The sequence below is a fragment of the Staphylococcus sp. AS1337 genome (assembly GCF_051408735.1).
In the GTDB taxonomy this organism is placed as follows: Bacteria; Bacillota; Bacilli; order Staphylococcales; family Staphylococcaceae; genus Staphylococcus; species Staphylococcus xylosus_B.
In genome coordinates this window covers 257215-269115 of the sequence record NZ_JBOIHZ010000001.1, presented here as the reverse complement: position 1 = coordinate 269115, position 11901 = coordinate 257215, and the positions used below count along the sequence as shown (strand labels likewise).

Genomic DNA, 11901 nt, shown 5'->3' with positions numbered 1-11901 from the left:
TATATTCACATAGTTTAAGAACAATTCAACAAAACTTATTCAGGTTTTAATACTACTTTGATATTGTTATCTCTTTTTTCATCGAATATTTCATAAGCTTGAGGTGCGTCATCTAATGACATTGTGTGTGTGATGATTTCAGTGGGGTTAAATGTGCCTTCTTGAATCATGTTATATAATTTTGGCATGAGGTGTATAACCGGAGCTTGTCCTGTTTTAATTTGGACATCACGGTTGAAGATAAGATCAAGTGGAAAATCGTCTACTGGAGTTGCATAAACGCCTGTTAATTGAATCGTGCCGAATTTACTTACCGCTTCGGCAGCAGTATGAATTGGGCTGATAGTTCCACGTTGGGAAGAATTTGAACTTAATTTACGTTCAGACGCTTGGACTTGGCCATCCATCCCTACACAATCAATAACTATATCGGCACCACCATGTGTAGTTTCACGAAGTAGTTTGCCAATTTCTTTTTCATTATCGAAATTGTAAACTTCTACTTGGTTATATTGTTTAGCATGTTGTAGTCTATGTTCTACATTATCCACGCCGATAACACGTTTTGCGCCTTTAAGCTTGGCAAATTTTTGAGCCATAAGTCCTATAGGTCCACAACCAAGAACTACCACAGTATCACCTGTCTTGACGCCAGAATGCTCTACACTCCAATAAGCAGTAGGTACTACGTCAGATAAAAATAATACTTGTTCGTCATTCATATTACTGTCAGGAACAACAAAAGAAGAAAAATCTGCGTATGGTACCCTTAAATATTCTGCTTGGCCTCCCCAATGGTTACCGTGCATTTGACCAAAGCCAAATAAGCCGCCGTTATCCAATTTCCAACTTGCCGGTTCTTTATTTGAATTATCACATTGCGACTCCATTTCATGAGTGCAATAGTAACACTCGCCACACCCTATATTAAAAGGAATCACAACACGGTCCCCTTTTTTAAGTTTTTTTACGTCTTTACCAACTGCTTCGACAATACCCATAGGTTCATGACCAATAACAAAGTCTGAATCCAACATTAAATCGCCTTGGTGATATAGATGAAGATCAGAGCCACATATGCCTGAGGCCGTAATTTTAATAATTGCGTCTGTCGTTTCTTCAATTTTAGGATCGTCTACTTGCTTAACTTCCATGGTTTTATTACCTTGAAAAGTTACTGCTTTCATCTAAACACTCCTTCATTATTTTCAGAATATTTAAATATTACCCTTTTAGAGAAATAAGTAAACTGACGATTATTTTGAAAAGTGATACGCTTTCATTTATATTAAATGAATTATTTTTTAATCTAAATATTTACCATGTTTTAGAAGAGCTATATCATCAAAATTATTGACTAAATAACTCAGGTTCTTTGTAAGTTCTTTACCTTTCATAGGTAAGTCGTGTACTGTTATATCTATCTTAGGGTGCATGCTTTCTAACTTTTTATCTAAATATTAAATTATTTTACTATAAAATTAGATATTTTAATCCATTAGTTCCCCCTGTTTATTCATTTTACAAAAGGTTATATAACTAATATATTTACAAATTCACTTGTCTAAATATTTTATATTATAAATATTCTCTAATTTCCAATAAGACATTTTTAATTTTCAATTATTGCAAAAGGAGGTAATAGCTTGAAAAATATAAAGGTTGGATTAACCGTTGCTCCTAATATGCCAGAAAAATTAACAAATAAATTTATAGACATACTACCAGAACTCTTAGAGAAAAGAATTTCAGGAGTTAGCTTCGAATTTAAAGTAGAGTCAAATACAGTGGTAGGTAGCGCTGAATATGTAGATAGATGCATTGATTACGCTTATAAACGTAAAGAAAAAAGTGAATTAGACTATTCTATATGTGTTACTGATTTACCAAGCTTTTCTAATAATAAAAGCGTTATATCAGATGTTAATTTTGAGAAACAAACCGCACTTATTTCTTTACCTGCGTTAGGAATCTATAGATTAAAACGTAAACTGTGCTCCACAATTATAGATGTCATTATAGACATGTATATGAATTCTGAACATAAAACTTCTCCTTTGAAAAAATTGTCTTCTATAAAAGTTAATGAAGTAATTCCTCAAGAGAAAACTACAACTAATCACAGATATATTTATAGTTCCACTATTCTAGGAGTGTTGAAAATAATCTTAGGTATGACTTATGCAAACGAGCCATGGAAAGCAATTATATCATTCAAAAAGATAATTGCTCTCGGGGTAGCAACTGGCACTTATATTTCTATATTTTCTACGCCTTGGCAATTAAGCCTAGTCTATGAATGGCAAAGATTTATACTGCTTATGACGCTTTCGTTAATAGGCATGATTGGCTGGCTAGTTTACGCTCACAATTTTTGGGAACTCCCTTCTTCAGCAACAGAAAAAAAATACCGCTATCTTTATAACATTACTACATTGTTAACTATGTTTTGTTTATTCCTTTTAAGTTATATTATTCTTTTTCTGTTATTACTAACTAGCATAATTTTCTTTGTACCTGACGATTTATTTAAAAATTGGGGGAACGCAACAGAAAGTTATTCAGTAAGCAACTATTTACGTTTAAGTTGGTTCATATCTTCTGCTGGTCTTTTAGCAGGTGCATTAGGCTCCGTTATGGAAGGAGAAAATACGATGAAAGAGATTACTTATACAAGCCGACAAAGAGGACGTAAGCAAAGAATTCAACTCCAATTAGAAAAAGAGGAAACATCATTAAAAACTGAAAAACAAAAAAAAACGCATAAAATCAAAACATAAAATCTGAAGGAGTAATTACAATGAAGAAAAAAGTCGGTATACTGACAGCCCCTGATTTAGCAAAAAAGCTAGCAGATAAGTATTATGAAACGCTTCCTAGTTTGCTCTCTTCACAATTTGATTCATCAATTGAATGGGAAGTAGAAGTGATAAAAGATTCTATAACAGGCGCAGCCAAAAATTTTATTGATTTATATACAAATACTGAAAGTCATGCAAAAGAAAATAACTGGTCATATGTAATCAACTTAACTGATTTACCTATACTTGATGAAAAAAGAGTTATAGCTGCTGATATTAACAAGGAAAGTAAAACAATTTTGCTTTCTGTTTCTGCTTTTGGGTGGGGATCTATACGTAAAAGAGTAGAGCGTGCTATATTATACGCTATGAAAGAAGTTTACTATCTCAACAATGATAATAATCAACAGGATAACGAATACAATAAACAATATTATAATCAACACGCTTTTCCATCTAAACGATTCCAAAGAAAAACTGTCTATATAGAGGACACTGATTCTTATCATATTCGTTATTTAATAGTCCCGTCTTTTATCGGTAAATTACAATTAGTTTCTGGTATGGTCTCAGTTAACAAACCTTTAAATATGATGAAAACTCTTACGAGTTCACTTGCTTTATCTTTTACCACAGGTGCTTTTGGCTTAATTTTCACAACGCTGTGGCAATTAAGTTATATTTTTTCAGAATTACGTTTGTTATCTCTTTCTTTTGCATCTATATTTGCAATGTTGATATGGATCATTTTAGCTCATCAATTATGGGATATCCCTGCTGGAAAAGGAGAAAAATACATTTCTAAATTATATAATTTTACGACGCTAATTACACTTTTCATATCAGTATCAATTTACTATATAACTTTATTTATCTTATTTTTAATAACTTGCTTAACTATTTTGCCTGCTGATTTTGTAGGAAAAACAATAGGAACTTCAGGTCCCGTAGATTTTATACAATATATAGAAATTGCTTGGCTTGCTGCTTCTATTGCTACAGTGGCTGGCGCAGTAGGAGTAGGTTTAACAAATGAAAAACTAGTAAAAGAGAGTACCTTTAGTTACAGACAGCAATCTAGATACGAAAATATCGTTAACAAAAAGTCTGAAAAATAAAAGGTTATAAAATTAAGCATAAATTTTTACTATTTCTTTAATTAACCAATAGGCTAGATAAAGCAAGTATATTTTATCGTTAAACTCACTATCTTATTTTATACCATTCAAATTTTTCTATATTATTAAATTTTGAATATAAATATACTAAAAGTTATTCCACGGTTAACTTTAAATGTTTAATAAAATAATTGTTGGGAATATTAATCAAAGTGGTGAAATATTATTTTTTTAAAAACCCTAAAGAGGGAATTTAAAATGATTAATACTTCTTATAAAACGAGTAATAAAACAACTATATAGCATATGATAAATTAAACAATTTAATCATTGATATAATTAATAAACAAAATTTTACGTTCTTTATAGTAAAAACTGCCTAGAATCCCTTTTTCAGCATTTACGTTTCCCATTAAATATAAGCACACACGATACCTATCCTAACGATTAAGTATTTGTAAGAAAGTTTCCAAACTATTTTCATACAAATACTTTTTATTTACCTATCTACTTTTAAGATTGGAGTGAAACTATTGATGGTACAATTAAAAGATTATTTAACACGTGAAATCGTTACTTCTGACGTAGAGGAAAATTTAACATCTATAGCACAAAAAATTACCGAAACAGCAGTCGGTTTCTTACCAATTCTTCAACACACTAATTATGTTGGTGTCGTAACGGATAGAGATATAGTAGTGAAAGGGCTAGCAAACAATCAAACAAAAGCTGGTGACATCATGACGACAAATATTGTAACTGCTAATTCAGAGATGACTATTAAAGAAGCAGCATCATTAATGAAAGAGCATCGTATATACCCTTTACTAGTAGTAGACGATTATAAACTACAAGACATAGTAACTTTAGGTGACTTAGGCGTAGAGAATGCTACACAATTGATTGGACAAACAGTAAGCGAAATATCTGAGGAACAAGATAATAATTAACTATTAATTTATTAATCCTTAAGAGTCTCAAACATTTTGTGACTCTTTTTCAAAATTACTTATACGTATCTACAATCATGTAATTCAAAGAATTTTTTGAGAGTTAAACTATTAAATATTTAGAGGTGATTCTATGAAAATAGAAGATTGCATAGAAAATTTTATTCTCAGTATTAACGAAAAAAATTCCCAATTGTTTTGCAATTTATTAGGACCTAAAGAGCTCTCCAAATTAAGAAAAAAATTATATATAAACAGAAATTATATAAGTATTAATAGATATGTAAAAGAACGATATTTGGAAAAACTTTCTCGTTTAGTTTCTCCACCTTATTCCTATGAGTATTTTAAGAGAGGAAATAAGTATATTGTGAAATATAAATTTGCCAGAAATAAATCTTATTTCATAACTGAATTCAATGTTTCAGAAAGTGAAGATGATTCCTTGATTAGTTTAAATATTACTAAAATACAAGCTAAAATATAAAACTTTAACCCCTCTTCAAGTGGTCCCAAATCACCTACGTTTTTTACAATTTGAATCGAAATGAGGTTAGTGTTATGAGTTTTGAAAATGAAACAAGTTACGATATAAACAATTTACCTAGCATTGGTCAACAAGCGCCCCATTTTAAAGGGCTGTCTACTCAAGGAGACATAACTTTAGACGACTATAAAGGGCAATGGATGCTATTATTTGCATATCCCTATGACTTTTCTCCAGTATCCACTTCTGAGTTTATAACATTACAAGAAAATTATGATGAACTTAAAGATTTACAAATATCTGTTGTAGGTTTAAGTGTGGATAGTATTTCTTCACATATAGCTTGGTTAACAAGTATAGAATCATCTTTTAATACAAATATAGAGTTTCCACTTATCGCTGACTCAAGTAAACAGATTTCAAAAAATTATGGAATATTGTCTAAAGAAGATGATAAACAATCAGCTACTCGTGCAGTATTGATTATTGACGATAATTTAGTTGTACGTTCAATTATGTATTATCCTACAGCTATAGGACGCAATGTGAATGAAATCATACGTATGGTAAAAGCAATAAAAACGTCCGATGAAAATGACTCAATTATGCCCGAAAATTGGCAACCAGGAGACAAAGTACTATCCTTACCTCCCTCTAACGTTAAAGATGCCAAGGGACGCATAAATGGTACTAACTATAACTGTAAAACTTGGTATTACTGTGAAAAAGATATAGACCACAAAACCAAAAAAATTTATAATGCTTTCTTACAAGATGAATAACAAATAGATTGTAATTGGACACATTTGGCCGACAAGTGCCTAAAAAATAATAGGAAAGTTTTTACTATATATTTAGTAGAAACCTTCCTTTTTATTATGTGTAAATAATTAGGGTTGTATTATTATCAATAACATACTAGACATATAAATTGAAAATTTTTAATTGGATGCCTCTTCTATTCATGTAAATACTTTTTCTTCCAATTTTTAATAGCAATAAATGATAATAGCATCGTACAAATAATCAATACTATAGTAAATGGCCAAAACCATATAGATACAGTACTTCCTTCTATGGCTAAACCAATTTTAGAAAATAGACCAAATGTAAAAACAATACTTCCTAATAAACAAATTGAAACTGGCAACGCGTATTTCCACGGTGTTAAATTAACAACAGCTTTGTCCTGGAAAGTAAAAGGAATCTTTAACGGCCTTACTTTGACTAAAATCAATAAAAATAGTACTTCTATTAAAAAAAGTAGACCTTGAATATGAATAAAGTTAATAGGTATCGTTACATTGAAAATTGTTGGCAAGCCCCACATTAACATATAATAAATCACCACATGCGAGATAATAACAATTTTAGCTCCAACTGCTGGAACAGTTTTAGAAAATATACCCACTAACACGATTACTATAATCGGTATATTAAAAAACCCTGTAAATTCTCTAATAATCGTCCACAAGCCGTCTGGAGCATACAGTAAAAGTGGGGAAATAAAGAAGGTCAACAAAGATAATATAACGCCAAACCACTGGCTCACTCTTATCATTTCTTGGTCATTTGCTTTTTTATTCAGCACAACTTTATAAATATCATAATAGAACATTGTCGCAGCACTATTTAACAATGAATTGAAACTAGAAAAAACTGCTCCTAATAATACAGCTAAAAAGAACCTGTTTAAAAACGTAGGGAAAATATCATTGATTAACGCTGGATAAGCTAAATCCATAGTTTTTAACTTAGGACCATAGAGATGATAGGCTATTATACTAGGAATTATCATTAAAAATGGGACTAATATTTTTAAAAAACCTGTAAACAAGGCGCCTTTTTGCCCTTCAGCAAGACTTTTAGCGCCTAATGTTCGTTGAATAACATATTGATTAGTTCCCCAATAAAATAAATTAGCGAATAGCATACCAGTAAATATTGTTCCAAAAGGCACACCATCTTCGCTAGATCCAATAGAATTTAGTTTTTCTGGATGTTCTGTCACTACTGTTTTTATACCTATTAAAAAATCGCCGTTTCCTAACGCTATAAAACCTAATATAGGTACAATTAGACCAACAACCAATAAACCAATGCCATTGATGGTATCTGAAATAGCAACCGCGCGCAAGCCTCCAAATATAGCATAAATATAACCTATAATGCCTATCGTCCAAACTGACAACCACATAGCTTGTTCAAATGTAATACCTAACATATTAGGTATATCAAATACCTGTAATACAGCTATTGCTCCTGAATATAGAACTGACGGAATCGTAATAAGACCATAGCCAAGCATAAATAATAATACAACAAGCAATCTTGTTCCTTGATCAAATCTGTCATTTAAAAACTCTGGTAATGTTGTAAACGCACCTTTTAAATAACGTGGTAAAAGTACAAGGGCTAAAATAATAACAGAAAAACCCGCTGTGACTTCCCAAGCCATATTAGTTAAATTAGCACTATATGCTTGGCCATTTAACCCAACTAATTCTTCTGCAGATAAATTTGTCAATACTAAAGATCCTGCTATAAAGCAACCTGTCAATCCTCGTCCTGCTAAAAAATACCCCGTTGAGTCGTTCACTTTATTTTTAGTTTTGTGATAAGCATACCAAGCAACAAATGCCATAAAACCTGAACAAGAAAAAAGCGTAAAAAAAGTTTCTCACATAATTGTCCCCCTATATAAGAAAATCTCATCCGTTATAATTTATTAATTAAATAATTCTTTAAGTAACAAATTTTCTATTCTTATATATTATTTTCCTTTTTAAGTAAATTTAACTTAAAAAATATAAAGAGAATTTATTTTTTAGTAGCGAATATAATTAGAATTTAATAAAACAATACGTGATGTTTATTAACATAAAAACAGGGGAGTTGATAATTATTGAAAATAAATAATATTTCGAAAGGTGTGTTACAATATGGAACAGTTAATTTCCCATCCACAACGTAATGTATGGTCTGGGATTCTGTTTGGTCTAGGTGTTGCAGCTTTTATTGACGAAGTAGTGTTTCATCAGCTTTTAGCTTGGCATCACTTTTATGACAAATCATCTATGGCTATGGGCTTAGTATCAGATGGCTTGTTTCATGCGTTTAGTTGGTTTGCAACAGTTGCCAGTCTATTTTTATTAGCAGATATTAAAAGAAGAAATTCATTTTGGGTAAAAAGATGGGTTAGCGGTATATTGTTAGGTCTTGGCTTCTTCCAATTGTATGACGGCCTTATTCAACATAAAATATTTCGAATACATCAGATTCGTTACGAAGTTAATGTACTCCCTTACGATATAATTTGGAATGCCATTGCAGTCATTGTTCTAATTGTTGGATTTATTGTCTTTATACAAACTCAAAAATATATAAGAAGAAAAGGAGGATAAAATATGCATAATCACCTACTACCAGAAATTATTTATTTTGAGGTGCTTATCGTATGTTTTTTAGTTTTAATTTTTCTTCTTTATTTCTTTGCTGCAATAATAACTAATAAAAAATTTAGTAAATGGCCATGGCATCGTTATGTCTTTTGGAGTTTAGGTGTTTTTTGTATAGGCACTGCTTTGGTAGGGCCATTAGCATCTTACGCTCATATGAGTTTTATTGGTCATATGATTGGGCACCTATTACTCGGTATGCTCAGCCCGCTTCTTTTAGCACTTGCTAAGCCTATGACACTGTTACTGCGATCACTGAACGTACCAACTGCCAGAAGTCTTACATCTATATTAAAAAGCCGCTTATTAAAATTTTTAACTCATCCTATTATAGCTACTACACTCAATATTGGTGGATTATGGTTACTTTATACCACACCACTTTTTCATTTAATGCATCAATCTATTTTTCTATATGCGTTTGTTCACTTACATGTATTTTTTGCTGGTTATCTGTTTACTATTTCTATTATTTATTTAGATATAACGCCTCATCAATATAGTCACTTATATCGTTCTTTAATATTGATTATAGCTCTAGCAGCCCATAAAATTTTATCTAAATATATTTATGCTTTTCCAACATCCGGCGTACCTAGACCAGAAGCAGAAGCGGGAAGCATATGGATGTATTATGGTGGTGATATTATTGATTTAATATTAATTATTATTCTTTGTTATCAATGGTATAAAGCAACAACTCCACGTGCTACAATGTCTTAAAAATATTTTTAATAATGTGGTTATATTATAGAATTGAAATTATTAATTTATAACTTCTACATTTTTAAAACCAACATTATTTTATTACTTAGTTATCATTTAAAAATATAGATACTTATTATTGAAATTATTAAAAATGTACCTACAACTAATATAAAGCTGTACAAAAATGTAGCTATATTCTTAATTTAGTAGTCTTAATTTCATTTGGATCGTTACCTTTCATAAATGCAATGATACGATCATAGGTTTGTATATTGTATGATTTCTTAATGATATCCACTTTAATAGAAGCCATCATACCAATAACTAATAATATAGCTTCAATTATGATTCCAACTGTCCCCCAATAATACATTGCTGGACCAATTAAATTGCAAACATTAAAATTGGCCATATCATTAAATGTGTCCACAAGTTAAATCGAACTTTTCTTAATTTTTGCTCCATAATCTCTACATCTCCTTTGACTAAATCGTCTAAAGAAACATCGAACAATGAACTAAGCATTAATAAATTATGTACGTCAGGATAGCTTTTATCATTTTCCCAATTTGATATTGTTTGTCGTGAAACATATAATTTATTAGCTAAATCTTCTTGAGAAAGTTGATCACGTCGGCGAAAATATTTTATTTGATAACCTAAGTTCATTGCTTTTTGCTCCTTCTATTAGAGATTAAGATAAAATATATTATTAGACTATCAAAGTTCTTTAACATCTGCATAGTTTTCTTTATCTAAACGCTTTTACATCCTACTATAACAACTTTTTTAAGCCTACCTTTAGACAGAACGACAAAAAAGGACGAGATTGAAACCAGTAAAGTTTCATATCTTCGCCCTCATGATAATCATATACTAGGTATTTAGTAATCATTTAATCACTTAATTTTGATAACTGTATAGATTCAATAGTTAAAAATTCATTCACATCTATACAATTAAATTATTGATATGGCTAACTCAATTAATGTAGTTCTTCTTGACCACGTTTATTCCAAGTAAGTAAGAAACTGAGCATTGCTAATATACTAATCACTGTCAATAATACAAAACCAATATCCCAACCAAAATGTTGCACTACAAATCCTAATATGATATTAGCCATTACAGCTCCAAATAAATAACCAAACAATCCTGTTAACCCTGCTGCAGTTCCAGCTGCTTTCTTAGGAACATAATCTAATGCTTGTAAGCCAATTAACATTACAGGTCCGTAGATAAGGAACCCAATAGCAACGAGTGAGACGTTATCTAACCAAGCGTTGCCAGGAGGATTCAACCAATATATAAGTACAAATATCGTTACACCCAACATAAAGACAAATCCTGCTGGACCACGACGTCCCTTAAATAATTTATCAGATAGATAACCGCATAATAATGTACCAGGGATACCCGCCCATTCATATAGGAAGTACGCCCAACCTGACTCACTTAGATTGAATTGCTTCTCTTCACTTAAATATGTAGGCGCCCAATCTAACACTCCATAACGTACAAAATAGACAAATATATTTGCAAAGGCAATTGCCCACACCCATTTATTATTCAGAACATATTTAAATAAAATTTCTTTCGTAGTCAGTTCTGTCTCTAATGTCTGTTTAGATGATGTAGAATAGTCATTATTATAATATTCAATTGGTGGTAACCCCTGTGATTGAGGTGTATCTCTAATTAAACAATATGAAATGATCGCAATAATGATGGCTAATATTGCTGGATAAATGAATACACCTTCAAAGCCTTTTAAATAACCAAAATTATATAGTGCTGTCATAGAAATACCCCATGTTGCTATAGGAGCCATTAGACCGCCACCTACATTATGAGCTACATTCCATATTGAAGTCTTACTACCACGTTCACTGACGCTATACCAATGGACAAGAACACGTCCTGAAGGCGGCCATCCCATACCTTGGAACCATCCATTTAAAAATAGTAACACGAACATAATTGTAATACTTGATGTAAAGAAAGGCACAAAGCCAAGTAATAAATTTACAATTGCCGTTAGTATTAAGCCTAAAGTTAAAAATATTCGCGCATTACTCCGATCACTAATGGTTCCCATTATAAACTTACTAAAACCATAAGCAATCGAAATTGCTGAAAGTGCAATACCAAGTTCACCTTTACTAAATCCGTCCTCAATTAATGATGGCATCGCTAATGAAAAGTTTTTACGTAATAAATAATAACCTGCATAACCAATGAAAATACCTAAGAATACTTGAAAACGTAATTTCTTGTATGTATCATCAACTTGCTCCTTAGGCAAAGGTTCTATATGTTTTGCTGGTTTCAAAAATTTAAGCATCGAATCACTCCTGACTTAATATACTTTTGATATAT

At 31.1% G+C, this 11901-nt stretch carries 10 protein-coding genes and 2 pseudogenes; 7 read left to right on the top strand and 5 right to left on the bottom strand.

The features are described from left to right. Positions 1-35 precede the first annotated feature (35 nt). Together ACSUE0_RS01245 and ACSUE0_RS01240 are read right to left on the bottom strand one after the other, a co-directional pair. Positions 36-1187, bottom strand: coding sequence for an alcohol dehydrogenase catalytic domain-containing protein (locus ACSUE0_RS01245; RefSeq protein ID WP_436955702.1), 1152 nt, complete (start codon positions 1185-1187; stop codon positions 36-38). Between the two features lie 117 nt (positions 1188-1304). Beyond that, entirely contained in the window at positions 1305-1436 is a 132-nt protein-coding gene (locus ACSUE0_RS01240; protein WP_259338092.1) for a hypothetical protein, read from the bottom strand. Positions 1437-1646: 210 nt separating this feature from the next. Between ACSUE0_RS01240 and ACSUE0_RS01235 the strand changes: the two genes are divergently transcribed. The 5 genes from ACSUE0_RS01235 (at position 1647) to ACSUE0_RS01215 (ending at position 6138) form a co-directional block, all read left to right on the top strand. After that, entirely contained in the window at positions 1647-2780 is a 1134-nt protein-coding gene (locus tag ACSUE0_RS01235; RefSeq protein ID WP_436955700.1) for a hypothetical protein, read from the top strand. Between the two features lie 20 nt (positions 2781-2800). Further along, a complete protein-coding gene (locus ACSUE0_RS01230) occupies positions 2801-3919 on the top strand; it encodes a 5,10-methylene-tetrahydrofolate dehydrogenase (RefSeq protein WP_119614851.1) in 1119 nt (372 codons plus the stop codon). A 536-nt stretch (positions 3920-4455) separates the two neighbouring features. Beyond that, positions 4456-4869, top strand: coding sequence for a CBS domain-containing protein (locus ACSUE0_RS01225; protein WP_436955698.1), 414 nt, complete (start codon positions 4456-4458; stop codon positions 4867-4869). Between the two features lie 133 nt (positions 4870-5002). Continuing rightward, positions 5003-5356, top strand: coding sequence for a hypothetical protein (locus ACSUE0_RS01220; RefSeq protein WP_107551930.1), 354 nt, complete (start codon positions 5003-5005; stop codon positions 5354-5356). A gap of 74 nt (positions 5357-5430) precedes the next feature. Then, on the top strand, positions 5431-6138 hold the full coding sequence (locus tag ACSUE0_RS01215; RefSeq protein ID WP_436955696.1) for a peroxiredoxin: 708 nt from the start codon (positions 5431-5433) through the stop codon (positions 6136-6138). Positions 6139-6314: 176 nt separating this feature from the next. On the opposite strand, the pseudogene ACSUE0_RS01210 reads toward ACSUE0_RS01215, so the two are convergent. Continuing rightward, positions 6315-8027, bottom strand: a pseudogene (locus tag ACSUE0_RS01210) (solute:sodium symporter family transporter); the annotation flags it as partial. Between the two features lie 271 nt (positions 8028-8298). On the opposite strand from ACSUE0_RS01210, the gene ACSUE0_RS01205 reads away from it, so the two are divergent. Together ACSUE0_RS01205 and ACSUE0_RS01200 are read left to right on the top strand one after the other, a co-directional pair. Then, entirely contained in the window at positions 8299-8760 is a 462-nt protein-coding gene (locus tag ACSUE0_RS01205; protein ID WP_436955694.1) for a DUF2243 domain-containing protein, read from the top strand. A gap of 3 nt (positions 8761-8763) precedes the next feature. Further along, positions 8764-9537 (top strand): cytochrome c oxidase assembly protein, encoded by a 774-nt coding sequence (locus ACSUE0_RS01200; RefSeq protein WP_436955692.1) that lies wholly within the window; start codon positions 8764-8766, stop codon positions 9535-9537. Between the two features lie 95 nt (positions 9538-9632). Here the strand turns inward: ACSUE0_RS01200 and ACSUE0_RS01195 are convergent. Beyond that, positions 9633-10191: pseudogene (locus tag ACSUE0_RS01195) on the bottom strand (helix-turn-helix domain-containing protein). A 316-nt stretch (positions 10192-10507) separates the two neighbouring features. Next, positions 10508-11866, bottom strand: a complete 1359-nt coding sequence (glpT, locus tag ACSUE0_RS01190; protein WP_436955690.1) for a glycerol-3-phosphate transporter — start codon at positions 11864-11866, stop codon at positions 10508-10510. Positions 11867-11901: the final 35 nt, after the last annotated feature.

What these genes read in the sequence shown, in the direction of transcription:
- ACSUE0_RS01245 (WP_436955702.1), bottom strand. Translation starts at nt 1,187, where the DNA reads ATGAAAGCAGTAACTTTTCAAGGTAATAAAACCATGGAAGTTAAGCAA.
- ACSUE0_RS01240 (WP_259338092.1), bottom strand. Translation starts at nt 1,436, where the DNA reads ATGCACCCTAAGATAGATATAACAGTACACGACTTACCTATGAAAGGT.
- ACSUE0_RS01230 (WP_119614851.1), top strand. Translation starts at nt 2,801, where the DNA reads ATGAAGAAAAAAGTCGGTATACTGACAGCCCCTGATTTAGCAAAAAAG.
- ACSUE0_RS01225 (WP_436955698.1), top strand. Translation starts at nt 4,456, where the DNA reads ATGGTACAATTAAAAGATTATTTAACACGTGAAATCGTTACTTCTGAC.
- ACSUE0_RS01220 (WP_107551930.1), top strand. Translation starts at nt 5,003, where the DNA reads ATGAAAATAGAAGATTGCATAGAAAATTTTATTCTCAGTATTAACGAA.
- ACSUE0_RS01215 (WP_436955696.1), top strand. Translation starts at nt 5,431, where the DNA reads ATGAGTTTTGAAAATGAAACAAGTTACGATATAAACAATTTACCTAGC.
- ACSUE0_RS01205 (WP_436955694.1), top strand. Translation starts at nt 8,299, where the DNA reads ATGGAACAGTTAATTTCCCATCCACAACGTAATGTATGGTCTGGGATT.
- ACSUE0_RS01200 (WP_436955692.1), top strand. Translation starts at nt 8,764, where the DNA reads ATGCATAATCACCTACTACCAGAAATTATTTATTTTGAGGTGCTTATC.
- glpT (WP_436955690.1), bottom strand. Translation starts at nt 11,866, where the DNA reads ATGCTTAAATTTTTGAAACCAGCAAAACATATAGAACCTTTGCCTAAG.